Source organism: Gordonia sp. JH63 (assembly GCF_009856645.1).
GTDB lineage: Bacteria > Actinomycetota > Actinomycetes > Mycobacteriales > Mycobacteriaceae > Gordonia > Gordonia hongkongensis.
In genome coordinates this window covers 2,566,605-2,592,216 of record NZ_CP047235.1, presented here as the reverse complement: position 1 = coordinate 2,592,216, position 25,612 = coordinate 2,566,605, and the positions used below count along the sequence as shown (strand labels likewise).

Genomic DNA, 25,612 nt, shown 5'->3' with positions numbered 1-25,612 from the left:
CCGCGGCGGACCGGTCGACACGCACCGGCCGCCGCGCGCCGCGGCGTTCTCGTCACTGTTCGGAGGATGGCGTCTCACCAGGGGCTTCGTCCGCCTCGGACGGTGTATCCGTGGACTGGGCCGCCGCAGCCTGCGGGAGGAGCCCTTCGACCGTGGACGTCGTGAGGCGCCGGAACGCGCGCCGCGGACGGTTGTGGTCGAGGACCGCGACCTCGAGATCGCCCGCGGCGAGCACCCGGCGTTCGGTCGGGGTCCCGCCACCGTTGTCGGCCGGCGCCGTCAGGGCGGTGACCGCGACGCCGATCGCCCGGCCGAGCTCCATGTCGGGCTCGTAGCTGTCCTTGAGGGCCGCCGCGATCGGCTCGGTTGCCCCGCCCATCACCAGGAAGCGGGTCTCGTCGGTGATCGACCCGTCGTAGGAGATCCGGTACAGCTGCGACCGTTTCGGCTTGCCCGGACGGGCGACCTCGGCGACGCAGAGCTCGACCTCGAACGGCTTCGCCTGCTCGGTGAAGACGCTGCCCAGCGCGTTGGCGTAGGTGTTGGCCAGCGACAGCCCGGACACGTCGGCACGGTCGTAGCTGTAGCCGCGCATGTCCGCGATCTGGATGCCGGCCTTGCGCAGGCTCTCGAACTCGTTGTACTTGCCCACCGCCGCGAAACCGATCCGGTCGTAGATCTCGCTGGTCTTGCGGAGCGTGTTCGACGGGTTCTCCGCGACGAACAGCACACCGTCGGCGAACGTGAGGATCACGACGCTGCGACCCCGGGCGATGCCCTTCCGGGCGAGCTCCGAGCGATCGCGCATGATCTGCTCGGCACTGGCGTAGTACGGGAAGGTCATCGGGCACCCCCCTCGTGCTCGGCGCTCCGGCGTTCGACGACGGCACGTGCCGCCGCCTCGATGTCGGTCGCGTCCACCTCCCGGGCCCCGTCGGCGCCGACGATGGCGGCCATCGGGAAGATCTTGCGGACCAGATCGGGCCCGCCGGTCGCCGAGTCGTCGTCGGCGGCGTCGTACAGCGATTCGACGGCGATCGCGAGCGCCTCGTCGGCGGTCAGATCGGGTCGGTAGAGCTTCTTGAGCGAGGACTTGGCGAACACCGACCCCGAGCCGATGGCGGTGTAGCCACCGAACTCCTCGTGCCGGTCGCCCGCGACGTCGAAGCTGAAGATGCGTCCACGTTCGTTCGGATCGTCGTGGTCGATGTCGTAGCCCACGAGCAGCGGAATGGCCGCCAGACCCTGCAGGGCCGCGCCGAGGTTGCCCCGCACCATCGAGGCCAGCCGGCTGACCTTGCCGTCGAGGGTCAGCGGGACGCCTTCGATTTTCTCGTAGTGCTCGAGTTCGACGGTGAACAGCCGGACCATCTCGATCGCGATCCCGGCGGTGCCGGCGATCCCGGCCGCCGAGTACTCGTCGGTGATGTAGACCTTCTTGACGTCGCGCGTGGCGATGAGGTTGCCCATGGTGGCCCGGCGGTCCCCGGCGAGGACGACCCCACCCGGGTATGACACGGCCACGATCGTCGTGCCGTGCGGGATGTCACCAGCGCCGTCGGCGCCGCCGGCGAACGACCCCACCCGGTCGACCTGGGCCTGCGGGAGTTGTTCCGGCGCATGCGTCCGGAGGAATTCGGTGAACGACGAGATGTCGGCGCCGGCGAACGCGCCGGGGCGGAACTGGGACAGCGGGGGCAGTGAACCGAACCTGTCGCTCACTGGCCGCCCTTCTGGACGTAGGCGCGCACGAAGTCCTCGGCGTTCTCCTCCAGCACGTCGTCGATCTCGTCGAGCAGGTCGTCGGTGTCCTCGGCCAGCTTCTCGCGACGTTCCTGTCCGGCGCCGGAATCGGGGCCCACGCCCTCGTCGTCGCCGCCGCCACCACGCTTGGTCTGTTCCTGCGCCATCTGCTGCCTCCTTGAAACCGATCGCCCCTTGGCGGGCTACCGCAGTCGAGGGAGTCGGGATCGGGTGTCGCTGTCGCGGCGCTGATCCGGTGTCTCGACCTTGCGGAATCGTGTGCTCCCACACTACCTGTGGGGACGACAACTGTGGCGGAACGAAGCACATGCCGTCGGAGACGGCGAGGCGCCGCGGCCGGTCAGGTGGTGAGCTGATCCACCAGTTCGGCGGCCGAGTCCACCGAGTCGAGGAGCTTGCCGACGTGCGCCGCGGTGCCGCGTAGCGGTTCGAGGGTGGGGATACGGACCAGCGAGTCCCCGCCCAGATCGAAGATGACCGAGTCCCAGCTCGCCGCCGCGACGTCGGCGCCGAACCGGCGCAGGCACTCGCCGCGGAAGTAGGCGCGCGTGTTCCGCGGCGGCTCGCTGATCGCGGCGAGCACGTCGTTCTCGTCGGTCAGACGCTTCATCGACCCGCGCGCGACGAGCCGGTTGTACAGCCCCTTGTCGAGCCGGACGTCGGAGTACTGCAGGTCGATTAGCTGCAGACGCGGCGCCGACCACGACAGGTTCTCGCGCTGGCGGAAGCCCTCCAGGATGCGCAGTTTCGCGGGCCAGTCGAGGATGTCGGCGCACTCCATCGGGTCGCGCTCAAGGCGGTCGAGCACGTCCGCCCATGTCTGCAGGACGTGTGCGGCGCGCTGGTCGTCGGAGTGCTCCTGGTCGTGGAACTTCTGACAACGCTCCAGATACTCGCGCTGCAGAGCGAGGCCGGTGAGCTCGCGACCGTCGGTGAGTGCGACCGTGGCCGTCAGCGACGGGTCGTGACTGATCGTGTGGACGGCCTGCACCGGCCGCGCGAGCTCGATGTCGGAGAAGTCGACACCGGCCTCGATGAGGTCGAGGACGAGCGCGGTGGTCCCGACCTTCAGGTAGGTCGAGGTCTCGGCGAGGTTGGCGTCGCCGATGATGACGTGGAGTCTGCGGTATCGCTCGGGGTCGGCGTGCGGCTCGTCGCGGGTGTTGATGATGCCCCGCTTGAGCGTGGTCTCCAGCCCGACCTCGACCTCGATGTAGTCCGACCGCTGCGACAGCTGATAGCCCGCCTCGTCGCCGGACTGGCCGATACCCACGCGTCCCGAACCGGTGATCACCTGCCGGGACGCGAAGAAGGTCGTGAGCCCGGCGATGACGGCGGTGAACGGGGTCTCCCGCGCCATCAGGTAGTTCTCGTGGGTGCCGTAGGAAGCGCCCTTGCCGTCGATGTTGTTCTTGTACAGCTGCAGTTTCGGAGCACCCGGGACGCTCGCCACGTGACGGGCCGCGGCCTCCATCACGCGCTCCCCGGCCTTGTCCCAGATGACCGCGTCCATCGGGTCGGTGACCTCGGGTGCGGAGTACTCGGGGTGGGCGTGGTCGACGTACAGCCGCGCCCCGTTGGTGAGGATCATGTTGGCCGCGCCGATCTCGTCGGCGTCGATGATCGGTGCGGGTCCGGCCCCGCGGCCGAGGTCGAAACCTCGGGCGTCGCGAAGCGGTGACTCCACCTCGTAGTCCCAGCGTGTCCGCTTCGCGCGCGGCACACCGGCGGCCGCGGCGTAGGCGAGAACCGCCTGGGTGGACGTCATGATCGGGTTCGCGGTCGGGTCGCCGGGCGCGGAGATTCCGTACTCGACCTCGGTCCCGATGATTCGCTGCATCCTTCGAGGGTAGATGTTCACTTGGCACCGGTCGCAACCACCGCACGTGCTGAGTACGGTCGACGCCGTGAAAGCATTCCGCCGGTTCACCGTTCGAGTGCCGCTGCCCGACCGGATCGCCGACCTCGCGCCGTTGTCGCACAACCTGCGCTGGGCCTGGCACACCCCCACCCAGGAGCTGTTCGCCACCATCGACCCGCGCCTGTGGTCGTCGACCGGCGATCCGGTCCGGGTTCTCGCCGACACCGACCCCACCCGTCTGGTCGAGCTGGCCGACGATGAGGACTTCGTGGCACGGGTCGCCGAGGCACACGCCGACCTCGAGCAGTATCTCGATGCACCGCAGTGGTTCCAGAGGTATGCGGCCGAGTCATCCGTACAGGACGGTTCGGCGCACGACCGGGTGGTGCCCTCGGGAATCGCGTACTTCTCGATGGAGTTCGGCGTCTCGGAGGTCCTGCCGATCTACTCCGGCGGCCTCGGCATCCTCGCCGGTGACCATCTCAAGGCGGCCTCCGACCTCGGGCTGCCGCTGATCGGCGTCGGATTGCTGTACCGCTCCGGGTATTTTCGCCAGGGCCTCGATCACGACGGCTGGCAGATCGAGCGGTATCCCGTGAACGATCCCGCCGACCTGCCCCTCACGCTCCTCGCCCCGGGCGACGGCGCGGAGCCGGTGATCGTCGAGGTCGCGATGCCCGGCGGGGCGACCCTGTCGGCCCAGGTGTGGGTGGCGTCGGTGGGCCGAATCCCGTTGCTGCTCCTCGACTCCGACATCGATCGCAACGATGTCGAGCCCGAGGGCGCCGCCCTGCGCGCGGTGACCGACCGGCTCTACGGCGGGGATCAGGAACACCGGATCGCACAGGAGATCCTGCTCGGCATCGGCGGTGTCCGCGCGCTCCGCGAGTACGTCCGGATCACCGGCCGGCCCGAGCCGACGGTGTTCCACATGAACGAGGGACACGCGGGCTTCCTCGGCGTGGAACGCATCCGCGAGCTGGTGGCCGGCGGGCTCGACTTCGACACCGCGGAGGCGGTGGTCCGCGCCTCGAACGTGTTCACCACCCACACCCCGGTCCCGGCCGGTATCGACCGTTTCCCCGCCGACCTCGTCGCCCGTTACCTCGACGCCGACTCCGACGGCAAATCCCGCCTGCTGCCCGGGCTGGCCGCGGCGACGGTGGCCGAACTCGGCGACGAGGCGGACTCCGGCGTCTTCAACATGGCGCACATGGGATTTCGGCTCGGGCAACGCAGCAACGGGGTGTCGCAGCTGCACGGTGCGGTGAGTCGGGAGATGTTCGCCGACTTGTGGCCGGGTTTCGACGCCGCCGATGTGCCCATCGGCGCGGTCACGAACGGCGTGCACGGACCGACCTGGGTGGCCCCGGCGTGGCGCGACTTCGCCGACGGGGACGAGGACTCCGCGCCCGAGGTGTACGCGGACCTGTCCGACGAGACGATCTGGCGAACACACGAGAAGCTGCGCGCGGAACTCGTCGACGAGGTGCGGCGGCGAGCACTAGCCAGCGGCCTCGACCGCGGCTTCACCCACGCCGAACTGGCATGGACCGCCGACCTGTTCGACCCGCACGTGCTGACCATCGGATTCGCACGGCGAGCGGCGACCTACAAGCGCCTGACGCTGATGCTCCGCAATCCCGATCGCATGCGCACCATCCTCACCGATCCCGACCGGCCGGTGCAGCTGGTCATCGCGGGCAAGGCCCACCCGGCCGACGAGGGAGGCAAGTCCCTGATCCAGCAGGTCGTCCGGTTCACCGAGGAACCGGAACTGCGCGATCGCATCGTGTTCCTCCCCGACTACGACATCTCGATGGCGCGTTTCATCTACGCCGGTTGCGATGTGTGGCTGAACAATCCGGTCCGTCCCATGGAGGCCTGCGGGACCTCGGGGATGAAATCGGCGCTCAACGGCGGACTCAATCTGTCGATCCTGGACGGCTGGTGGGACGAGATGGCCGACGGCGACAACGGGTGGGCGATCCCGTCCGCGGAGGGAATCACCGACGAACATCGTCGCGACGATCTGGAGGCGCAGGCGCTGTACACGCTCCTCGAGGAGACGGTGATCCCGCTCTTCTATCGCCGGGCGGACGACGGTGTGCCCAGCCGGTGGGTGCAGATGATGCGGCACACGCTCACCCGGCTCGGCCCGCAGGTACTCGCCTCGCGGATGGTCCGCGACTACACGACCGACCTCTACTGCCCGGCCGCCCGCGCCTACGAATCCGCATGCGCCGACTCCTACGCAGGCGCACGCGACCTCGCGGTTTATCGGCGCACACTGGAGACCGGATGGTCGTCGGTACTGGTGGCCGGTGTGGAGGACGAGCGTCGCGAGGACGGACTCTGGATCACCGCCCATGTGGCCTTGGGAGACCTCGCGCCCGAGTCGGTCGCGGTGCAGGTGGTACTCGGCCGGGTCGGCGACGACGGCGAGATCCTGGCACCGACGTTCACCGACATGACCCCCGGTCCCGACCGCGATGCGTCGGGCCGAGTGGTGTTCACCGCACTGGTGCCGCCGTCGGCCTCTGGTCATCTCGGCTACACCGTCCGGGTCCTGCCCCGCCATCCGCAGTTGTCGTCGGAGTCCGAACTCGGGTTCGTACGCTTTCCGGCGACGACCGGTTGACTATTCCGTCCATCCCCGAGGGTGATTCAGGGTCTTCCCGGATGCCGTCGCCACCCTCGCCACGTCACACTGGTCGAACAGAGCCAGTGACGGGAGGACCGGATGACCGTGTCGTCGACGGTCGCGAGGACGGCGTCGCAGATCGCTTCGATGCTGGGTGAGCGACGCATGCGGTTGGTGGCGGTGCTCAACAAGCACGTGACCAACCGGATCGTGCTGCTGTGGGCCGGGCGCGTCCCGGGTATGGCAGTCGTCGAACACGATGGTCGACGCAGTGGCCGCCGCTACCGGACGCCGGTCATGGCGCTGGCGTCGGGTCGCGATTTCTGGGTCGTCCTGAACTATGGCGCCGGGTCGGACTGGGTGGCGAACGTGCTCGCGGCGCAGGGGGCCTCGATCCGACACCGCGGTCGTTGATGGCAGATCGGGGACGTCCGCGTGCTGCCGGCGTCGCGGAGCGGCGCACCCCTCCCCGACAGCCTCGTCGACGACCGGAAGGTGCTGTGCGCCGTCATGCGAGACGTCTGACGGAGCGGACCGCCCGTCAGTGCTGGTCAGCCGCCGCGCGTCACCGCTTCTTCAATCGCAGCCGCGAATAGGTGAAGGCGAGCAGCAGCGCGCTGATCACCGCGAGCACCCCGTAGGCGAGTGCGGTGTGCGCGACCGATGTCTCCCACAGCGTGATGCGCTGCGGCGCGGCCACATTGATGTTGTAGAGGTCCACGCTGCCGGCCGCGGCGACATACCCCCAGAACGACGGGAAGATCCACGACAGCTGTTCGAGTCCGATGCCGTCGAGTTTGAACAGGCCGCCGCAGAACACCAACTGGACCATCACGACGATGACCAGCGGCGGCATGACCTGCTCGTTGGATTTGACCGCCGACGAGATCGCGAGACCGACGAGCGTGCTCACGCAGGCGAGGACGGCCACCGCGACGAGCAACGCCAGCGGCGGCGGGAGGATCGGACCGCCGAAGTCGGGCAGCCCCCGACCGGCGAAGGTGATGCCGACCATGATGATCGTCTGCAGCACCGCGGCGACGAAGAACACCACGATCTTGGCGAAAAGGTATGCGCCGGGCCGCAACCCGACGGCGCGCTCGCGTTCGAAGATGTCGCGCTCCCCGACGAGATCGCGCACGGTCAGCGCGGCCCCCATGAACGCGGCCCCGACGACGAGCACGACGAGGATCTGGATCGCCTCCGCGCCGTCCTTCGGTGGCGGCGCGTTCGGGATCACCTCGAGGCGGGCGAACCCGCTCGAACCCGGGATCACCAAGGTGAGCAGGCCGAGCACGACGGGTAGCAGCACGAGGAAGACGAGATAGCCGACGTCGGCGAAGATGAGCCGTACCTGGCGTCGGGCGATGGTCGACGACTGGCGGGTGAAGCTCGTGTGCGGCACCGGTATCGGTGGACCGGGAGGACGCTGGGGCGGCGGCGGATTCGGCGCTCGGCGGTGCCGGTCCAGGTACCGCATGTGAGCGGTGTCCGGCTGATCGGCGACGTACGCGAAGATCTCTGCCCAGTCGGAGGTGCCCATCTCCCCCTCGACCTGTCCGGGCGGGCCGCAGAAGGACGTCTTGCCGCCGGGCGCCAGCAGCAGCACCTGGTCGCACATGGACAGATAGGTCAGCGAGTGCGTGACCACGAGGACCACACGCCCGGCGTCGGCGAGCCGGCGGAGGGTGGCCATCACCTGCCGGTCGAGTGCGGGGTCGAGACCGGAGGTCGGTTCGTCGAGGATGAGCAGTGACGGACCTGTCAGCAACTCCATCGCGACCGATGCGCGCTTCTGCTGCCCGCCGGACAGCTTCTCCACGCGGGTGTCGACGTGCTCGGTCAGCTGCAGCTCGCTGAGCACCCCGTCGATGACCCGGTCCCGATCGGCCTTCGAGAGGTCGGGTGGCAGGCGCAGTTCCGCGGCGTAGCGCAATGCCTGCCGGAGCGTGAGCTTGTGGTGCAGGACGTCCTTCTGCGGCACCATACCGATGCGGGTGCGCAGAGCGTCGTATTCGGCGTGGACGTTGCGGCTCTCGAATGTGACCAGGCCGCTCGTCGGTGAGTTGAGTCCGGCCGCGATCTTCGACACCGTCGACTTACCCGCGCCCGAGGGGCCGATCACCGCGGTCAGCGTGCCCGGACTGGCACTGAAGTCCACGTCGGCGAGCAGACGCTTCCCGCCGTCCACGACGAGACTCACACCGTGGACGTGGAGGCCGTCGGCGACCGCGGCGCTCTCCTGCCCGCGCATCAGCGTGCCGCCGGACACCACGAAGTCGCTGTTGCCGATGGTGACGACGTCGCCGTCGGTCAGTTGCGCGCTCGACACCCGCCGGCCGTTGACGAAGGTTCCGTTGACGCTGCCGAGGTCCTCGATCACGAGGGCCGCCCCGCGGCTGGACACCTGTGCGTGGTGCCGGGACGCCAGGACGTCGCTGACGACGATGTCGTTGTCGGGCGTGCGTCCGATCCGCTGGACTCCGCGGAGCGAGATCGACTCGCGCTCGGGCGGTGTCGGCGCGCCGGGCAGGCGGTAGACCGCCGACACGTTCTGCTGCAGCGCTTGCAGATGCGGCGCGCTCAGGACTTCCTGCGGCATCGGGTCCACTCGGTACTGTCGCCCGCCCGGTGCATGGGCCGGCATCTGGCCTGAGGCCGGGACAGGCGCGCCCGGGAACCCCGCCGAGCGAGGACCTGACGGCGGGTAGCCCGACTGCATCGGACGCGAGACCGGCGGACCCGGCCGGGACGGCACACTGCGTCCGGGACCACTCGAGGGCGGTCGGCCGCCGGATGCGGGCACGTCGACCACGAGGTCGACGACCGGACCCGTGTTCACGTCGCCGAGGCGTACCTGGGTCGTACCGGGCACCATGAACTCGGCCATCCGCAGGCCGTTGACGAAGAAGCCGTTGGTGCTGCCGATGTCGACGAGACACCAGGCCGTACCGCGCCACTCGATGGCGAGATGCCGACGCGACACCATCGGATGGTTGATCACGATGTCGTTGTCGGGCTCACGCCCCAGGGTGATGCGCTGAGCGCCGCCCAGTGGATGCGGCGCCCCACCGTCGACGATCACTCGTCCACGCGCCATCGATGTGCTGTTCATCGCCGACAACTCTAGTGCTTGACGGCGCTGTTCACGCGGTTCTGTCGAGCAGACAGCCGACCCCGTGGGAGTCGGCTGTCTGCTCGGTCGAGACCACTGTCGCTACAGGTACTGACCCGTGTTCGTCTCGGTGTCGATGGCCCGGCTCGCGCCCGCACTCTTGCCCGTGACCAGCGTGCGGATGTACACGATCCGCTCGCCCTTCTTGCCCGAGATCCGAGCCCAGTCGTCGGGGTTGGTCGTGTTGGGCAGGTCCTCGTTCTCCGCGAACTCGTCGAGGATGGAGTCGAAGAGATGCTGGACGCGCAGACCCGGTGCACCCGTGTCCAGTTGCGACTTGATCGCGTACTTCTTGGCCCGGTCGACGACGTTCTGGATCATCGCGCCGGAGTTGAAGTCCTTGAAGTACATGATCTCTTTGTCGCCGTTGGCGTAGGTGACCTCGAGGAACCGGTTGTCCTCGCTCTCGGCGTACATCCGCTCGACGACCTTCTCGATCATCGCGTTGACACAGGCCGTGCGATCGCCCCCGAATTCGCCGATGTCGTCGGCGTGGATGGGCAGCTCCTCGGTGAGGTACTTGGAGAAGATGTCGATCGCGGATTCGGCGTCGGGACGCTCGATCTTGATCTTCACGTCGAGGCGCCCCGGGCGCAGGATCGCGGGGTCGATCATGTCCTCGCGATTCGACGCACCGATCACGATGACGTTCTCGAGGCCCTCGACGCCGTCGATCTCACTGAGCAGCTGCGGGACGACGGTGGTCTCCACGTCCGAGGAGACGCCCGATCCGCGCGTGCGGAAGATCGAGTCCATCTCGTCGAAGAAGACGATGACCGGCGTGCCCTCCGAAGCCTTCTCGCGCGCCCGCTGGAAGATCAGCCGGATGTGCCGCTCGGTCTCACCGACGAACTTGTTGAGCAGCTCGGGGCCCTTGATGTTCAGGAAGTACGACTTCGCCTCCTTGGCGTCGTCGCCCCGCACCTGCGCGATCTTCTTCGCCAGGGAGTTGGCCACGGCCTTGGCGATGAGCGTCTTGCCACAGCCGGGCGGACCGTAGAGCAGCACGCCCTTCGGGGGACGCAGCTGGTAGTCGCGGAACAGGTCCTTGTGCAGGAACGGGAGTTCGACGGCGTCGCGGATCTGCTCGATCTGGCGGCCCAGGCCACCGATGTCCTCGTAACCGACGTCCGGGACCTCCTCCAGGACGAGATCCTCGACCTCGGCCTTGGGCACCCGCTCGAACGCGAACCCGGCCTTGGTGTCGATGAGCAGCGAGTCGCCGGGACGCAGCTTGCGACGCAAACCGTCCTCACCGTCGACCTCGCCGAGCAGCGGTTCGGCCAGCCAGACCACCCGCTCCTCGTCGGCGTGACCGACGACCAGGGCGCGTTTGCCGTCACCGAGCACCTCGCGCAGCGTGCTGATCTCGCCGACGGTGTCGAATTCACAGGCCTCGACGATGGTCAGGGCCTCGTTCAGACGCAGGGTCTGACCCTTGGTCAGCAGGTCGGTGTCGATGTTGGGCGAACAGGTGAGGCGCATCTTGCGGCCCGAGGTGAACACATCGACGGTGGCGTCGGGGTGCACGTCCAGCAGGACGCCGTACCCGCTCGGCGGCTGACCCAGACGGTCGACCTCCTCGCGGAGAGCGACGAGTTGCTGTCGGGCTTCTTTGAGGGTGTCGAGCAGCTTCGCGTTGCGTGCGGTGAGGCTGTCCACCCGCTCTTGTAGATCCCCGGCCGGCCGGCCGGCTGCGCCGCGCGCAGACGAGTCCGGGCCGCTCCGCGACAGCGGCGACTCGGTGCCGCTCCGCGGCGGGGGCGGAGTGTAGGCGGGGACGAAGCCCTCGTCGGATGCACTGGCGCCCTCGGGAACCGCGCGGTCCCCCAGTGCGTCGTGGCGGTCAGATTCGGTCATTGCTGACTCCTCTCGCCGGCAATCACCCGATCCCTCGATCGGAATGCTCGCGCCGTATCCCTACGCTACCGGCCGAGACGGCGAATCGCCGTCCACCGCGCAATCGCCGGTGTTGACGGTGTGTTAAATGTGCGTCTTCGCAACGTATTCGCGATGTTTCACCGCACAGCTCGGCGACGGGCCGTTGCTCCGCGACCGGGCTCAGCCCTTGCTCGGACGGCGCTGCGGACGCAGTGTGGTGGTGCCGTCGGCAAGGCGCCGGGCCGTGATCAGAAAAGCCGTGTGGCCTTGCATTTTGTGCTCGGGACGCACCGCGAGGCCCACCGCGCTCCACTCGCGGAGGAGCGTCTCCCAGGCCCGGGGCTCGGTCCAGCACTCCTGCTCGCGCAGGGCCTCCATCACCCGGGACAACTGGGTGACGGTCGCCACGTAGACCGTCAAGACCCCGCCTGGTTTCAACACGGTCCGCACGACGTCGAGCGGTTCCCAGGGCGCGAGCATGTCCAGGATGACGCGATCGAACCGTTCGTTCCGATCCACGTTCGCCAGATCGTCGACGGTGAGGTGCCAGTTGTCCGGCCGTCCCCCGAAGAAGGTCTCGACGTTGCGGATCGCGTGCTCGGCGTGGTCATCCCGGATCTCGAAGGAGACGACCTCTCCGTCGGCACCGACCGCGCGCAGCAGCGAACACGTCAGCGCGCCGGAGCCGGCACCGGCTTCGAGGACGCGGGCGCCCGGGAAGATGTCGCCCTCGAGGACGATCTGGGCGGCGTCCTTGGGATAGATGACCTGGGCCCCGCGCGGCATCGAGAGCACGTAGTCGACGAGCAGCGGGCGCAGCGCCAGATACTGGGTACCGCTGGTCGCGGAGACGATGCTGCCCTCGGGCGAACCGATGAGGTCGTCATGGGAGATGGCACCGCGGTGGGTGTGGAACTGCTTTCCCTCGTCGAGCAGCACCGTGAACTTGCGCCCCTTGGCATCGGTCAGCTGAACCCGGTCGCCGACGACGAACGGTCCGGTGGTGGGCACTGGTGCTTCCTCTCGTGAACGATCCGAACCCGCGCGACTCGGCGCAGGGGTTCGTGGGCCGTGTGGACGTTACCCGACGAGGTGGCCCGGTCCTGCCTCGTGTCGCTGCGGGGAGGGCGCCGCCCGGGTGGCCGGCGAGCGGACCCGAGTGTCGGGACCTCGGACTGTCGGGCCCGGCGCCTACCCTGCGAAGGGTGAGCACGATGACCGGAGTCGGAGACGCCTCCCCCAGCACGACCCCGACAGGGACCCCGGACGGCCCCGACGCGGATGCGCGAGGGATCGTCGGGCGCCCGCTGGCGCTGTCGCCGTCCCGCGCCGCGGACTTCAAGCAGTGCCCGCTGCTCTACCGCTACCGTGCGATCGACCGCTTCCCGGAGACCCCCACCACCGCGCAGACCAGGGGCACCGTCGTCCATGCCGCGCTGGAGAATCTGTTCGACCTCCCGGCCGAGCTCCGCACGCAGGACTCGGCCGAGTTGCTGGTCGAAGGCGCCTGGGCCGCGATGTGCGAGGGCGACCCCGAGCTTGCGAAGGTCATCGGCGAAGGCGGCCAGGCCGCGTTCCTCGCCGATGCGCACAAGCTGATCGCCACCTACTACACGATGGAGAACCCGACCGCCTTCGACGCCGACGCGGTGGAGGAACACGTCGAGATCGACGCCGACGACATGCTCATGCGGGGGTTCATCGACCGCATCGACGTCGCGCCGACCGGCGAGATACGCGTCGTCGACTACAAGACCGGGCGGTCGCCGGGTGAGGCGTACGAGGCCAAGGCGTTGTTCCAGATGAAGTTCTACGCGCTCGCGATCCTGCGCACCCGCGGAGTCGTTCCCGCCCGGTTGCAGCTGATGTACCTCTCCGACGGGCAACAGCTGATCTATCGCCCGGACCGTGACGAGCTGCTCCGCTTCGAGCGCACCCTGCGCGCGATCTGGCAGGCGATCCGCACGGCCGTGGCCTCGGGCGACTTCCGGCCGAAGAAGTCGTGGTCGTGCAAGTTCTGTGAGCACCGCGCCCGGTGTCCGGAGTTCGGGGGCGTCATCCCGCCGTACCCCGGTCCCCCGGCGGGTTTCGCGGCCTGAGCAGCCCCGACGTCCGCGGGACGCCCCCGCCCCGACCCATTATGTCGGCAGTCATAGAGTGACTCGGGTGGAGAACTCGTACTACGAACCCATCGATGCCCCGTCGGATGCTGCCCGTGACGAGGGCGACTTCGAGTACTTCCGCCCGACCGAGGCGACGCTGAGCGTGTGGTCGCCGACGATGCAGCACGGTGGTCCCCCGTCGGCCCTCCTGATGCGGTCGTTGCTGCGGTGCCAGCCCGACCCGGCGCAGCACTTCACACGCGTGACCACCGAGATCCTCGGCCCGGTCGGGCTGGGCGTCAACCGGGTCGTCGCCCGGGTCGTGCGGCCGGGCCGCCAGATCAGCCTCGTCGAGACCGAACTGCAGGTGCAGCAGGCCGACGGGACGTTCCGCGCCGCCGCCCGCTCGGTGGGGTGGCGGCTCCGCGTCGCCGACACCGCCGAGATCGCGAACGGTCCCGATCCCCTGACGCCCGGACCGGACGAGTCGAAGGCGGTGATCGGCTTCTCCGACGACAACGGCGAGGCGGTCGACTGGGGCACCCTCGGGTTCATCGGCACCATCGAGTCGGTCCGGGCCGAGGGGCGCAACGGCTCGACTCCCGCGGTGTGGCTGCGGCCGGCGATCCCGCTCGTCGCCGACGAGAAGACCGAGGACCTGGAGTCGATGTTCACCGTCATCGACGTCGCCAACGGGTTGGGCACCCGACTCCGCCCGAATCGGTGGACGTGGATGAACACCGACACCACCGTGCACCTGACGCGCGTCCCGAGCGGACCGTGGGTCGGCATCGACGCCCACATGATCGCCGGTCCGGACGGGTTCGGCAGCACCTTCGCCGACCTCTACGACGCCTCCGGCCACATCGGCCGGTCGGCCCAGACGGTGATGCTCAGCGCGGTGCAATAGCCACAAACCCACCACTAATCGGCAAACCCACCAGCTCGCAGCTGGTGGGTTTGCCGAAAATGGGTGGATCTGCCTCCGCTAGAACCGGCAGGACCGGATGTCCGTCGCCAGGATGGCCTTGGCGCCGAGCTCGGACAGCTCGTCCATGAGGTTCTGGTGGTCCTTGCGGGGCACCATTGCGCGGACCGCGACCCAGTCCGGGTCGGCCATGGGCGCCACGGTCGGCGACTCGAGGCCCGGCGTGAGCGCCGACGCCTGATCGAGAAGCGAACGGGGGCAGTCGTAGTCGATCATCACGTACTGCTGTCCGAACACCACGCCCTGCACTCGGGCGACGAACTGCCGTTCGGCCTTGGTGAGGTCGGCGTCGCGTCGGGAGATCAGGACCGCCTCGGAGTCGCACAGCGATTCACCGAACGCCACCAGGCCGTGCTGACGCAACGTGCGACCGGAACCGACGACGTCGGCGATCGCGTCGGCGACACCGAGCTGGATCGAGATCTCGACCGCACCGTCGAGCCGGATGATGTCGGCGGTGATGCCATGACCGGCCAGGTCCTCGCGCACGAGGTTCGGGTACGACGTGGCGATGCGTTTGCCCGCGAGATCGGCCACTGCCCACTGCTGGTCGGCCGGAGCCGCGTAACGGAAGGTCGACGAGCCGAAGCCCATGGCCAGCTGTTCGCCGACCTCGGCACCGGAGTCGCGGGCGAGGTCACGTCCGGTGATGCCCAGGTCGAGCCGGCCGGAGGCGACGTAGATCGCGATGTCCTTGGGACGCAGGAAGAAGAACTCGACGTCGTTGTTGTTGTCGAGGACCGTGAGGTCCTTGGCGTCGGTCCGGCGGCGATAGCCGGCCTCGGAGAGGATGGCCGACGCGGATTCGGAGAGCGCACCCTTGTTGGGTACGGCCACTCTCAGCATCTCGTTGTCCTTTTCGTGGAGTGCGCCTGCGGGCGCGGGGATGGAGCAGAACTGTGTCGTGTGGACTGAGTCCGGACCGGGTCAACCGGTCACAGATGTCGGTACACGTCCTGCAGCGTCAGTCCCCGTTTGATCATCATCACCTGCAGCCAGTAGACGAGCTGCGAGATCTCCTCGCCGAGCGACTCGTCGGATTCGTGTTCGGCGGCGAGCCAGACCTCACCAGCCTCTTCGATGATCTTCTTGCCCAGGGTGTGGACACCGGAGTCGAGGGCGGCGACGGTACCCGAACCCTCGGGACGGCTCTGCGCCTTGTCGCTGAGTTCGGCGAACAGCTCCTCGAAAGTCTTCACGATTCCTCATTTTTGCATGTCGAGATGCGCGCGAGACCGCCGGTCCATGCACCGGCGACATCGTCGAGGTCCAGCCCGACCAGACTGGTCCGGAAGACGCGCAGCCGACCCGGCTCGACCGGTGCCGCGGACTCGACGACGAGCGTCGGACATCCGGCCGCCGATGCCGCCTGGGCGCCGGTCGGCGAGTCCTCGACGGCCAGACAGTCGGCCGACGGGACACCGAGCAGTTCCGCCGCGCGCAGGTAGGGGTCGGGCGCGGGTTTGCCCACCGCCACCTCGTCGCCGCAGACCGTCGTGGTGAAGCGTTCACGCCCGATGGTCTCCAGGGCCACCTCGGTCAGCTCCCGCACCGTGTTCGTCACCAGCACCATCGGGATCCCTGCCCCGGCCACCAGGTCGAGTGCTTCGGGTGCACCGGGACGCCATGGCAGGTCGTCGGCGAACAGTTCGGCGACCCGATCGAGGGTCCAGCGTCCGTCGGCCTCCGGATCGCGCTCCGCGGCGGACAGACCGGCCGCGTCGTGCACCTTCGCCAATGCGTCCGGCAGCGAGTTCCCGAGAGTGGATTCGCGGAGTTCCGGTGACATGACGATGCCGTGCCGTGCGGCCAGTTCCGCCATCGCGACGTCCCAGATCGGTTCGGAGTCGAGCAGCGTGCCGTCCATGTCCCACAGCACGGCAGCGGGGAGGCGCGCACCCGAGGGTGAGGTGGGGCCGGCGGTGGAGACGTCGGGGGCGGTGTCGGTCACCCCTGCATCATCGCAACCCACCGCTCGGTGGGCTCGTCGGCGGGGTAGAACAGCTCGATGGTCAGCTCCTCGAGGGTGACATCGCGTGGGGAGCCGAACGTCGTGAGGGTGCTGAAGAACGACAGCACCTGGTCGCCGAGGGTGAGCCGGAACGGCACCAGCAACTGCGGTTGTCCCCCGACTCCGGCACGGTCGCGGGCGAGGCGTCCGTCGAGTGCGGCGACGGTCGGATACCCCGAGACCTCCCGTTCGAGGTCGGCGAGGCGCGGATCGCCGGTGATCCGCGCCATCCGCCGGAGCAACTCGAGCAGGTAGGTCGCCCACTCGTCGAAGTTGTGCGTGGCCCGCGCGAATCCGTTCGGATGCAGCGACACCCGGAACAGGTTGACCGGTCCGGTCTGCAGTTCGGGCGGCAACAACTCGAGAAGGGTGAGCGCGGTGTCGTTGGCCAGCACGACGTTCCAGGTCCGGTCGAGCGCCATGCCCATGTTCGGGTTGTGGGCGTCGAGCAATCGCTGGACAGACGACCGGACGTGGGCCATCGTGTCCGAGTCGAGCGGTTCCTCGCTGTAGCGGGGTGCGTGCCCCGCAGCGAGGAGCAGCGAATTTCGTTCTCGCAGTGGAACATCGAGCCGCTCGGAGAGCGCCTCGAGCAGCGCCGGACTCGGGCGTGACCGGCCGGTCTCGACAAAACTGAGGTGACGCGGCGAGACACCGACCTCGTAGGCGAGATCCAGCTGGCTCAGCGAGCGGCGAGAGCGCCACTGCCGCAGCATGCTTCCCACCTCGACGGTCATGGGGTCATGGTAGGTCCCGGGCGGGAGCGCGGCGACTACCTCACGGGTAACGGTCGTCCGGCGATCAAGACCGCAGACAGGACTCGAGCAACTCCAACGAGTGTCCGATCGTCTGGGCGAGGACCTCTTCGGGTTCACCGTCGAACACTTCCCGGGAGGCGCTGACGCGGCCGCGGTGATCCAGTCCGAACCACACCGTTCCCGGTGCCGCCTCGTCGGGTTCGGGACCGGCCTCACCGGTCACCGCGACGACGAGGTCGGCGTCGAACAACCGGGCGGTCGACGCCACCATCGCGCGCGCCGCGGTCTCGCTCACGACCGGCCCCTCGGGCACGTCGAGCAGGTCGTACTTGACGTCCTTGTGGTAGGCCACGACCCCGCCGCGGAACCACGTACCCGCGTTCGGCGCCTTGCTCAGTTCGGTTGCCAGGTTCCCGCCGGTCAGCGATTCGGCGACCGCGATCCGAACGCCCGCTTCCATCGCGGCGTCCGCCACGCGCTTGCAGGTCTCCGAGAAGTCACTCACATCCGACATCTGTCGCTCCCTCCGTGTCCGCGTCGACCATCCCTGGTTGGTATCCACAGGGCCGCGCCGTGAAACGACTACCTGGTAGGTAGTGGTGCCGGCGGCGCGGGTGCGAGACGTTGGGGACATGACCCGCATCGAGAACGACCCCGTTCGCACACGGCACACGACGGTGTTGATCTCGCCGGCGATGGGAGTGCCGGCGCGTGTGTACCGGCGCTTGACGGAGGCCCTGAGCAGAGCCGGATTCGACGTCGTGATCGTCCCTCGGCGAGGGATCGAGGAGGGAAGCGAGCCACCGTCTCGACGTTCCGACTGGTCCTATGCCGACGAGGCGGACGACCTGGCCGACGCCGTGACCGCCGCCCGGACCGAAACCCCGGAGACGAGGGTCCTGGTGCTCGGTCACAGCCTGGGTGCACAGCTGGCAGCGATCGTGACGTCACGGACCGATCGTGCTCCCGACGGGATCGTGGCGATCGGCGCCTCGGTCCCCCACTTCCGACACTACGGCGCACGCGGAATCCCGCTCGCCGCACTGGCCGCGTCGGTGACGCCGGTCGCGGCGGTGCTCGGCCGGTGGCCACGACGCGGCTTCGGCGGTCCGACGCCGCGCACGCTGATGCGGGAATGGGCGCGCATGGTGCTGACCGGGTGGGCGCCGTTCGCACTCGACTCCCGAATCGCGGTGCGAGCGTTGTCGATCCGGTTGCACGACGACGAGGTGGTGTCCGGCCGCGCCGCGGACGCCTACGACGCGGCGTTCGACAAGGACGCGATGTCGACACTGTGTTACCGGGCCTCCGACGGTCCGGCCGGGGGCGTCGCGACGCACCTCGGATGGACGCGGACGCCTGACGGGATCGTCGAGCTGATCGCGCGATGGTGGGAATCTCACGCCGTCCAGGAGCCCGATCGGGACTCGACGCGGTCGCGTGTGCGCACGGCGGTTCGTTCCGCCCAGGCGCCGGTGGCGAGATAGGCCAGCACGGCGATCGCCATGCCGCACAGTGACACCACCATCCAGAACGGTCGTGCGGTGGCGCTCAGGTCGTCGGCCACCGTTCCCACCCGTCCAGAGAACGCGATGGCACCGGACACCGCCACGCCCAGCGCCGTCCCGACCTGGCGCCCGGTGGAGGCCATCGCGGAGGCGAGTCCCGCCTGGGTCCGCGGCATGCCCGACACCGCGGCATTCGTGATGGGCGCGTTGACCAGTCCGAAGCCGATGCCGAACACGAGGTAGGCCGAGCCGAGGTAGGTGAACGGGGTATCCGGTCCGACGCCGAGGAGAAGCACTCCGCCCGCGGCCATCCCGATCCCGCCCGCGAACAGTGGCGGCCGGGACCCCCGCGCGGCGACGAGGCGTCCCGAGACCGGCGCGCAGCACGCGGCGGCCAGAGCCATCGGGATCAGCCTCAGACCCGCGCCGAGCGGACTCAGTCCGCGTACCTCTTGCAGGTACAGGGTGTTGAGGAACAGGAACCCGCCGGTCGCCGCGAACGCGATGACTGCGCACACGACCGCGACGGTGAACGGCACACTGCCGAAGAACCGCGGGTCCAGGAGCGGCTCGTCGCGGCGCAACTCGTACCAGACGAGAACCACAGACGAGCACGCAGCGACCGCAAAACAGCCGACGATGACGCCGGACCCCCAGCCCAGCACATGCCCTTCGATGATCCCGAACGTCACGGTTCCCAACAGCACGAGGATCAACAGCTGACCCACCACATCGGCCCGTCGAGGCTGTGGCGCCCTCGACTCGGGGACGTACCGCCGGCTGAGAACGAGGGCGAGCACGCACACCGGGACATTGAGCACGAAGATCGCCTGCCAGCCCAGGCCGGAGACCAGCGCACCACCGACGACCGGGCCGAAGGCCAGACTCGCCCCGAATGCACTTCCCCACAACCCGATCGCCCGCGCACGCGCCTTCGGCTCGGTGAACACAGTGGTCACGATCGACAGGGCCACCGGGTTCAGCATCGAGCCACCGACCGCCTGGACGGCCCGGGCCGTGATGAGCACCTCCGGTGTCGGCGACACCGCGCAGAGCACCGACCCGGTTCCGAAAATCGCGAGGCCGACCCCGAAGATGCGTCTGCGACCAAGCCGGTCGCCGGTGGTGCCGCCGAGGATGAGCAGGCTCGCGACGACCAGCGTGTACGAGTCGACCACCCACTGGAGCTGAGACGGCGTGGCGTCGAGATCGGCACCGATCGACGGCAGCGCCACGTTGACCGCGGAGATGTCGAGGCCGACGAGGAACATGCTCAGACAGCAGACGACCAGGATGACGCATCGACGCCCGGTCGTGGACATGGAGCCAATGTAGAACGCCGACCCCGGGGCAGGCGCCGACCCGGTGAGGATCATGCCCACCGGGAACGAGACCGCGAGGCGCCGGGATCGTCGTAGTCTGGGCCCACGCGCACCGCCGAGGAGAAAGCCGAGGTCCCATGTCGAAGATCCTGGTGTTCGGACACCGCAACCCCGACACCGATGCCATCGGGGCTGCGATCGGCCTCGCCCACCTCGAAGCCGCGCTGGGCAGCGATGTCGAGGCCGTCGCCCTGGGCCGGCCGAGTCTCGAAACCGCCTTCGCCTTGGACCATTTCGGACTCGACGCACCGCGCGTCATCGAAACGGCCGCGCCGGCGGAGGTCATGCTCGTCGACCACAACGAGCGCCAGCAGAGCGTCGCCGACATCACCGACGTGACCGTCCTGAAAGTCATCGACCACCATCGGATCGCCAATTTCGAGACGGCTGCGCCGCTGTACATGCGCGTCGAACCGGTCGGATGCACCTGCACGATCCTCACCCGGATGTATGCGGAGAACGGGGTCGAGATCCCGCGCCCAGAGGCGGGCATCATGCTGTCGGCGATCATCTCCGACACCCTGTTGTTCAACTCCCCCACCTGCACCGACGCTGACCGTGCCGCCGCCGCGGAGCTCGCCGCGATCGCGGGCGTCGACGTCGACGAGTACGGCGACGCGCTTCTACGGGCCGGGACCGCGCTCGGCGACGAGCCGGTGTCGGCGATCATCGGACGGGACTCCAAGAGCTTCGAAATGGGGCCGAAGACGGTGCGGGTCTCGCAGATCACCACGGTCGACTCCGCCGAGGTGCTCGCACGCCGCGACGAGTTCCTGACGGCGATGGCCGCCGAGAAGGAGGCAGCCGGCTACGACCTCTACCTCCTGCTCATCACCGATGTGATCAAGGCCGACTCGGATCTGCTGGTGGTCGGCGAACCCGCCTCGGCGGTCGAACAGGCACTCGGGGTCACCGTGGCGGACGGCCATGCCTTCGGCAAAGGCGTCGTCTCGCGCAAGAAGCAGATCGTCCCGCAGTTGACCGAAGTGCTGGACGTCTGAGCGGTCTCTGGCCTCCCCGCGCACATCCGCTGTCGAGAGAGGACTCGTAACAACATAATTCGAGGACAACGCAAACAGGCGCCCCCCATCTACCACACAGCACCGACAAGTTGTCCCGACGAATACCGTTGCACAACAGAAACTTTCGGGTTGCGAGATGCCGGCTGTGGTGTAAACTCGAACGTACATTCGCAGCTACGGTACTTGGGGGGTGGCCATGTCTGACGGATCAGCGACGCCGCAGCCGCGTGCCGTCGAGTTGATTGCCGACCTCCACCGCATCGTGGACGAGTTGCAGACGGTCAACCTGGGGCCGTGCACCGATGCCGAGTTGGCCGAAGTGGCAGCCGATACCGAGAAAGCGATCGCACGGTTGACTGTTGCCGGTGACCGGCAGATCGATCAGGTCGAGGCCCGCGACCTGCCCCGCAAAGCCGGGTGCCGAACACTCATGCAGTACATGACCCACCGGCTACGAGTGTCGAACCCGATGCGACGCCGTAAGCAAATGGACGCCACCGCGACCCGCACCAGCCTCGGCGGCGACATACTGGAACCCGAAAACCCGACCCTGGCTGAGGCTTTCGCCGCAGGAGCGGTCGGTTCCGCGCACGTGCAGGCCGCCCTCGATGTCCTCGACCAGATTCCCCACGGAATCGACCACGACGTGAAAGTCGCGGCCGAGCGACAGATGGCCGAGATCGCCACCGACCACACACCCGCCGACATCACCCAACTCGGTGCCCGGCTGCTGGCACACCTCGATCCCGACGGCACATTGGCTGATGACACCGACCAGAAACGACGCCGCAACCTGTGGATCGGTCGGCAACGCGCCGATGGCACCGCCAAGATCTCGGGCACCCTCACCCCCGAACTCGCCGCCCGGTTGACGATGATGTTCGCGGTCTGGGGTAAACCCGGACTCAACAACCCCGACGACCCCCACTCACCGTCCGGACCCGCCGGGACCGCTGACCCCGACGCCCTGACCACCGCAGCCGACCGTGACAGCCGTACTCCCGCGCAGATCAATCACGACGCGCTCGACGCCGCCCTGGCCGCAGGTTTCGCCGACGGGACCCTTGGAAAGTCGCACCGCGGATTGCCCGTGCAACTGATCGTCAAAGCCGACCTCAACGACCTCATCCGCGAAGCCGGACTCGCGACCACCGCCACCGGCACCGTGCTGCCCATCCCGGACCTGATCGCGATGGCCGGTGAGGTCCAACCGTGGTTGGCGATCTTCAAAAACGCCACCGCCGTCCCGCTGCACTTCGGGCGCGGGAAACGACTCGCCACCCGCGAACAACGCCTCGTCTCCTTCGCCCGCCCCGACGGCGAGGTGTGCTCGACGCCCGGGTGTGATCAGCCCGCCACCCACGTCGAGCTTCATCACGCCCAGAAGGACTGGGCCAAGGGTGGTCTCACCGACATCGACGACCTCGCCCCAGCCTGTCCCCGTCATAACCGCATGGTCGGTGACCAACCCGGGCAGTACACCACCCGCATCGCCCGGTCCGGACCCGACGAAGGCCGCTGCCTCTGGCGACTCAACGCCGAACCCGGCGCACCACCCAACCCCGAACGCCTCAACCGCCGACCCGACATACCCCGGCGATTCACACAACACCTGAACACCGTGCGCGAACAGATCCACGGACCACCAACGCGGTCCGGTGATCACGCGCGCCCGAACAACCGGCACCACGACGACGCGCGTCGCTCATGGTCGAGAACCAGCCACGTCATCGACGTGAGACCAACCCGACCCGGCCAACGACAGCTCCAACCCTCAGGGAGCGGGGTTGGTCGCCCTCCGCAAGCTCCGGGCGCTGCTAGTAATAGCTGGAAGGGCTGGTAACTGGGACATCCTCCTGATGTGGTCATAAGGGGCTTGGTTATCCCAACCACAAAAGGAGGATGTCAATGTCTAAGGCTAGTCGTTTGAGTCGTGGAGACAAGCGTCGGAACGATCGGTTGACCCGGTTCCGGGGCATCGTGCGCCGCGACCACGCGGTCGCAGCGATCGATCTGGCATCGAACAAACAAGTCGTCGCGGTGGTCGATCACGACTCCCGCATCGTGGCGCGCCGCACGTTTCACTGCGCGCCACCACAGTTGGCCACCGCGATCGAGTGGAGCCGTACCGCCGCTGCTGCTGCCGGGTTTGCCGGCATCGTCATCGCGTGTGAACCGACCGGGCATCGCTGGAAAACGGTCCGAGACCTGACCGCGGCGGTCGGGGTGCAGATGGTGTGTGTGCAGCCGATCGCGGTGGCACGGGCCCGAGAGACCGAAGACTTCACCCACGACAAATCCGATGACAAAGACGCCCTGCTGATCGCACGGCTGACCACCCAACTTCATATCTATCTGCCCGAACACGCCGACGAGCAATGGACCCGGCTACGTCACCTCGGCGTACGCCGATCCCAGCAACTCACCCGCCGTGGTGCGGCGCAGCAACAAGCCCGCGACCTCCTCGAAGGCGCCTGGCCCCACGCCCTTGACTGCGCCGGGCAACCGTTCAAATCGGTGACCTGGCTGGCCGCGATGGCCGTCATCGGCGCTGACCCGACACCCCTGACCGCCCAGGGCAGCCGGGAACAGGCGGTGGCGTGGCTCCGCGAACACGTACGCGCCGAACTGCCCTGCTGGGGTGGGCGTCGGGTCACTACCCGCATCCTGGTCGCGATCGTCGATGCCGCTTTCGCCGTCCAGACCGAGACCACGATCACCGCCGAGGCCGGTGCGCTGGAACGGGCCCGCTACGCCTTGGCCGACTTTCACCACGCCCGCACCGCCTGCGAGCAGGTCGAGGCGGCCATGATCGAGGTCCTCACCGGGCTGGGCCTGCACGAACTCGCCGGATCCATTCCCGGAGTATCGGCGGTCTCGGTGGCGGCGATCCTCGCCGAAACCGGTGACCTGACCCGCTTCGACTCGGCGCGGGCGGTAGTCAAACATGCCGGACTATGCCCCCGGGAGAACTCCTCCGGCGCCTACCGCGGCGCCACCCGCATCAGTGGTCGTGGCCGGCCGCTGTTGCGGGTCGCCGCCTGGCGAGCGGCGTTCGCGGCGTTGACCCACAACGAGGTATACGCCGCCCGCTATCGGCACCTGACCAGCCGAGAAGCAAACCGCCTCAACCCCAACCAGGCCCGGGTAGCGATCGCCGCGGCTCTGTTGCGGCAGCTATACGTCGTCATCACCACCGCCACGCCGTGGAACCCTGACATCGCTGCCGGCCGTACCCGACCCGTAGAAAGGACCGCCGCCTGACCCCTAAACCCCTTCCGGCCGGGACAAGCTCGCTGCTCCTTGGGCACATAAGCCCGACCCTGAGCCTGAGCAGTCCCACCCCGGCGCGAACCAAGCTCGAATGAAGGCTGTTGGGTACCAACCCGTTTGACCGCTAGGTAGAGCCCGCGCCAGGCAACGACCCCGGCCATCCAAAACCCCACCATCATCCATCCCGCAGCCACCACCGGCCGCCGGGCCACACCCCCACGCCCACACCCATCACAGGACCCTGTTGACACAAACCCTCATAGGCTGCTCAGGGAGCGGGGTTGGTCGCCCTCCGCAAGCTCCGGGCGCTCCTCAGGGAGCGGGGTTGGTCGGCCGTCGCCCTCCGCAAGCTCCGGGCGCTCCTCAGGGAGCAGGGGCAGGGCGTTCTTTCGGATCCGGGAGCAGGGGCTGGTGAGTAGCTTGGCGCGTCGAGACGTTCCGCATTCTTCGGATCGTCTAGCTCCCCACGCCCTCACCGTGGCGGCCCGCGCCGCCGGCGAATCTGCTTGCGCCGGCCAGGGTGTCGGACGCCAGCGAGACCATGCCGTGTCGGAGTTCGTTGGCGATGGCCGCATCCGCGCTCAGGCCGTCCTGCTCGAGGACCGACAACCGGTCCTGCCGCACACACGTCTGCGGGAACGCGGCGATCTCGGTGGCCAGCGTGATCGCGGCCGGTAGCGCAGTCCCCGACGGCACGACGCGATTGGCGAGCCCGATCGACAGGGCCTCATCGGCGGGTACCGCCCGGCCGGTCAGCACGAGATCCATGGCCCGGCTCTCGCCGATCAGACGGGGCAAACGGACCGTGCCGCCGTCGATCAGCGGGACGCCCCAGCGCCGGCAGAACACCCCGAAGACGGCGTCGTCGCCGACCACACGCAGGTCCGCCCACAGCGCCAGCTCCAGTCCGCCGGCCACGGCGTGCCCGGAGATCGCCGCGATGACCGGCTTGGACAACGTCATCCGGGTCGGACCCATGGGGCCGTCACCGTCGGGTGCCACCCGATTCGGGTCACCGTCCGAGATGGCCTTGAGATCGGCTCCGGCGCAGAAGGTCCCGCCTTCGCCGTAGAGCACCGCGACCGACACCGAGTCGTCGGCGTCGAACCGCCGGAAGGCATCCGCCAGCGCATCGGCGGTCGCGCGGTCGACGGCGTTGCGCCGATCCGGCCGGTCGATCCCGATGATCCGCACCGGCCCCTCGGACCGCTCCAGAACCGTCATCGCCTGTCCCCCGTCCCTC

At 68.4% G+C, this 25,612-nt stretch carries 22 protein-coding genes; 8 read left to right on the top strand and 14 right to left on the bottom strand.

The annotated features are described in order from the left end of the window. Positions 1 to 52: 52 nt before the first annotated feature. From prcA to dop, 4 genes are all read right to left on the bottom strand, one after another. Complete coding sequence (gene prcA / locus GR168_RS11700) at positions 53 to 844, bottom strand: proteasome subunit alpha (RefSeq protein ID WP_159370774.1); 792 nt, start codon at positions 842 to 844, stop codon at positions 53 to 55. Then, positions 841 to 1,722, bottom strand: a complete 882-nt coding sequence (prcB, locus tag GR168_RS11695; RefSeq protein ID WP_159370773.1) for a proteasome subunit beta — start codon at positions 1,720 to 1,722, stop codon at positions 841 to 843. The genes prcA and prcB overlap by 4 nt, the downstream gene beginning before the upstream one ends. After that, positions 1,719 to 1,910 (bottom strand): ubiquitin-like protein Pup, encoded by a 192-nt coding sequence (locus tag GR168_RS11690; RefSeq protein ID WP_004019064.1) that lies wholly within the window; start codon positions 1,908 to 1,910, stop codon positions 1,719 to 1,721. The genes prcB and GR168_RS11690 overlap by 4 nt, the downstream gene beginning before the upstream one ends. Positions 1,911 to 2,104: 194 nt before the next feature. Next, on the bottom strand, positions 2,105 to 3,604 hold the full coding sequence (gene dop / locus GR168_RS11685; RefSeq protein ID WP_058250430.1) for a depupylase/deamidase Dop: 1,500 nt from the start codon (positions 3,602 to 3,604) through the stop codon (positions 2,105 to 2,107). A 67-nt stretch (positions 3,605 to 3,671) separates the two neighbouring features. Between dop and glgP the strand changes: the two genes are divergently transcribed. Both glgP and GR168_RS11675 read left to right on the top strand, forming a co-directional pair. Continuing rightward, positions 3,672 to 6,266, top strand: a complete 2,595-nt coding sequence (gene glgP / locus GR168_RS11680) for an alpha-glucan family phosphorylase (RefSeq protein ID WP_159370772.1) — start codon at positions 3,672 to 3,674, stop codon at positions 6,264 to 6,266. 102 nt (positions 6,267 to 6,368) lie between these two features. Continuing rightward, the gene (locus GR168_RS11675; protein ID WP_238995073.1) at positions 6,369 to 6,683 is read left to right on the top strand and encodes a nitroreductase family deazaflavin-dependent oxidoreductase; all 315 of its coding nucleotides are present in this window, start codon (positions 6,369 to 6,371) and stop codon (positions 6,681 to 6,683) included. Between the two features lie 151 nt (positions 6,684 to 6,834). On the opposite strand, the gene GR168_RS11670 is transcribed toward GR168_RS11675, so the two are convergent. From GR168_RS11670 to GR168_RS11660, 3 genes are all read right to left on the bottom strand, one after another. Next, a complete protein-coding gene (locus GR168_RS11670) occupies positions 6,835 to 9,369 on the bottom strand; it encodes an FHA domain-containing protein (RefSeq protein WP_068970066.1) in 2,535 nt (844 codons plus the stop codon). Between the two features lie 117 nt (positions 9,370 to 9,486). After that, entirely contained in the window at positions 9,487 to 11,304 is a 1,818-nt protein-coding gene (gene arc / locus GR168_RS11665) for a proteasome ATPase (RefSeq protein WP_058250428.1), read from the bottom strand. A gap of 201 nt (positions 11,305 to 11,505) precedes the next feature. Next, positions 11,506 to 12,336, bottom strand: coding sequence for a tRNA (adenine-N1)-methyltransferase (locus tag GR168_RS11660; RefSeq protein ID WP_159370771.1), 831 nt, complete (start codon positions 12,334 to 12,336; stop codon positions 11,506 to 11,508). 203 nt (positions 12,337 to 12,539) lie between these two features. Here GR168_RS11660 and GR168_RS11655 point away from each other — a divergent pair, with 203 nt between their 5' ends. Next, positions 12,540 to 13,424 carry a RecB family exonuclease gene (locus GR168_RS11655; protein ID WP_159370770.1) on the top strand — a complete coding sequence of 295 codons (885 nt, stop codon included), beginning with the start codon at positions 12,540 to 12,542 and terminating at the stop codon, positions 13,422 to 13,424. Positions 13,425 to 13,491: 67 nt separating this feature from the next. Continuing rightward, positions 13,492 to 14,337, top strand: a complete 846-nt coding sequence (locus tag GR168_RS11650) for a thioesterase family protein (protein ID WP_159370769.1) — start codon at positions 13,492 to 13,494, stop codon at positions 14,335 to 14,337. A 78-nt stretch (positions 14,338 to 14,415) separates the two neighbouring features. On the opposite strand, the gene hisG is transcribed toward GR168_RS11650, so the two are convergent. The 5 genes from hisG to GR168_RS11625 all read right to left on the bottom strand — a co-directional run bounded on the left by hisG (position 14,416) and on the right by GR168_RS11625 (position 17,698). After that, positions 14,416 to 15,261, bottom strand: a complete 846-nt coding sequence (hisG, locus tag GR168_RS11645; RefSeq protein ID WP_065632205.1) for an ATP phosphoribosyltransferase — start codon at positions 15,259 to 15,261, stop codon at positions 14,416 to 14,418. An 89-nt stretch (positions 15,262 to 15,350) separates the two neighbouring features. Next, on the bottom strand, positions 15,351 to 15,614 hold the full coding sequence (locus GR168_RS11640; protein ID WP_014926729.1) for a phosphoribosyl-ATP diphosphatase: 264 nt from the start codon (positions 15,612 to 15,614) through the stop codon (positions 15,351 to 15,353). Beyond that, the gene (locus tag GR168_RS11635; RefSeq protein WP_159371903.1) at positions 15,611 to 16,282 is read right to left on the bottom strand and encodes an HAD family phosphatase; all 672 of its coding nucleotides are present in this window, start codon (positions 16,280 to 16,282) and stop codon (positions 15,611 to 15,613) included. The genes GR168_RS11640 and GR168_RS11635 overlap by 4 nt, the downstream gene beginning before the upstream one ends. Before the next feature lie 80 nt (positions 16,283 to 16,362). Continuing rightward, on the bottom strand, positions 16,363 to 17,163 hold the full coding sequence (locus tag GR168_RS11630; protein WP_159370768.1) for a helix-turn-helix transcriptional regulator: 801 nt from the start codon (positions 17,161 to 17,163) through the stop codon (positions 16,363 to 16,365). A gap of 64 nt (positions 17,164 to 17,227) precedes the next feature. After that, positions 17,228 to 17,698, bottom strand: a complete 471-nt coding sequence (locus GR168_RS11625; RefSeq protein WP_068970059.1) for a CinA family protein — start codon at positions 17,696 to 17,698, stop codon at positions 17,228 to 17,230. A 118-nt stretch (positions 17,699 to 17,816) separates the two neighbouring features. Here GR168_RS11625 and GR168_RS11620 point away from each other — a divergent pair, with 118 nt between their 5' ends. Next, positions 17,817 to 18,671 (top strand): alpha/beta fold hydrolase, encoded by an 855-nt coding sequence (locus GR168_RS11620; RefSeq protein WP_068970058.1) that lies wholly within the window; start codon positions 17,817 to 17,819, stop codon positions 18,669 to 18,671. Here GR168_RS11620 and GR168_RS11615 read toward each other — a convergent pair. Next, positions 18,584 to 20,014, bottom strand: a complete 1,431-nt coding sequence (locus tag GR168_RS11615; RefSeq protein ID WP_159370767.1) for an MFS transporter — start codon at positions 20,012 to 20,014, stop codon at positions 18,584 to 18,586. The genes GR168_RS11620 and GR168_RS11615 overlap by 88 nt on opposite strands. Positions 20,015 to 20,151: 137 nt before the next feature. Here GR168_RS11615 and GR168_RS11610 point away from each other — a divergent pair, with 137 nt between their 5' ends. The 3 genes from GR168_RS11610 (at position 20,152) to GR168_RS11600 (ending at position 24,360) form a co-directional block, all read left to right on the top strand. Next, positions 20,152 to 21,075, top strand: a complete 924-nt coding sequence (locus GR168_RS11610) for a manganese-dependent inorganic pyrophosphatase (RefSeq protein ID WP_159370766.1) — start codon at positions 20,152 to 20,154, stop codon at positions 21,073 to 21,075. A gap of 217 nt (positions 21,076 to 21,292) precedes the next feature. Continuing rightward, the gene (locus GR168_RS11605; protein WP_159370765.1) at positions 21,293 to 22,939 is read left to right on the top strand and encodes an HNH endonuclease signature motif containing protein; all 1,647 of its coding nucleotides are present in this window, start codon (positions 21,293 to 21,295) and stop codon (positions 22,937 to 22,939) included. A 65-nt stretch (positions 22,940 to 23,004) separates the two neighbouring features. Beyond that, complete coding sequence (locus GR168_RS11600; RefSeq protein ID WP_203235919.1) at positions 23,005 to 24,360, top strand: IS110 family transposase; 1,356 nt, start codon at positions 23,005 to 23,007, stop codon at positions 24,358 to 24,360. Positions 24,361 to 24,825: 465 nt separating this feature from the next. Here the strand turns inward: GR168_RS11600 and GR168_RS11595 are convergent, their stop codons facing one another. Further along, a complete protein-coding gene (locus GR168_RS11595) occupies positions 24,826 to 25,593 on the bottom strand; it encodes a crotonase/enoyl-CoA hydratase family protein (protein WP_159370763.1) in 768 nt (255 codons plus the stop codon). Between the last annotated feature and the right edge of the window lie 19 nt (positions 25,594 to 25,612).

Excerpts from the sequence above, each read along its gene's own strand:
- prcA (WP_159370774.1), bottom strand. The coding sequence starts at position 844 with ATGACCTTCCCGTACTACGCCAGTGCCGAGCAGATCATGCGCGATCGC.
- GR168_RS11690 (WP_004019064.1), bottom strand. The coding sequence starts at position 1,910 with ATGGCGCAGGAACAGACCAAGCGTGGTGGCGGCGGCGACGACGAGGGC.
- dop (WP_058250430.1), bottom strand. The coding sequence starts at position 3,604 with ATGCAGCGAATCATCGGGACCGAGGTCGAGTACGGAATCTCCGCGCCC.
- GR168_RS11675 (WP_238995073.1), top strand. The coding sequence starts at position 6,369 with ATGACCGTGTCGTCGACGGTCGCGAGGACGGCGTCGCAGATCGCTTCG.
- GR168_RS11670 (WP_068970066.1), bottom strand. The coding sequence starts at position 9,369 with ATGGCGCGTGGACGAGTGATCGTCGACGGTGGGGCGCCGCATCCACTG.
- arc (WP_058250428.1), bottom strand. The coding sequence starts at position 11,304 with ATGACCGAATCTGACCGCCACGACGCACTGGGGGACCGCGCGGTTCCC.
- GR168_RS11655 (WP_159370770.1), top strand. The coding sequence starts at position 12,540 with ATGACCGGAGTCGGAGACGCCTCCCCCAGCACGACCCCGACAGGGACC.
- hisG (WP_065632205.1), bottom strand. The coding sequence starts at position 15,261 with ATGCTGAGAGTGGCCGTACCCAACAAGGGTGCGCTCTCCGAATCCGCG.
- GR168_RS11635 (WP_159371903.1), bottom strand. The coding sequence starts at position 16,282 with ATGGACGGCACGCTGCTCGACTCCGAACCGATCTGGGACGTCGCGATG.
- GR168_RS11630 (WP_159370768.1), bottom strand. The coding sequence starts at position 17,163 with ATGACCGTCGAGGTGGGAAGCATGCTGCGGCAGTGGCGCTCTCGCCGC.
- GR168_RS11625 (WP_068970059.1), bottom strand. The coding sequence starts at position 17,698 with ATGTCGGATGTGAGTGACTTCTCGGAGACCTGCAAGCGCGTGGCGGAC.
- GR168_RS11620 (WP_068970058.1), top strand. The coding sequence starts at position 17,817 with ATGACCCGCATCGAGAACGACCCCGTTCGCACACGGCACACGACGGTG.
- GR168_RS11615 (WP_159370767.1), bottom strand. The coding sequence starts at position 20,014 with ATGTCCACGACCGGGCGTCGATGCGTCATCCTGGTCGTCTGCTGTCTG.
- GR168_RS11610 (WP_159370766.1), top strand. The coding sequence starts at position 20,152 with ATGTCGAAGATCCTGGTGTTCGGACACCGCAACCCCGACACCGATGCC.
- GR168_RS11605 (WP_159370765.1), top strand. The coding sequence starts at position 21,293 with ATGTCTGACGGATCAGCGACGCCGCAGCCGCGTGCCGTCGAGTTGATT.
- GR168_RS11600 (WP_203235919.1), top strand. The coding sequence starts at position 23,005 with ATGTCTAAGGCTAGTCGTTTGAGTCGTGGAGACAAGCGTCGGAACGAT.
- GR168_RS11595 (WP_159370763.1), bottom strand. The coding sequence starts at position 25,593 with ATGACGGTTCTGGAGCGGTCCGAGGGGCCGGTGCGGATCATCGGGATC.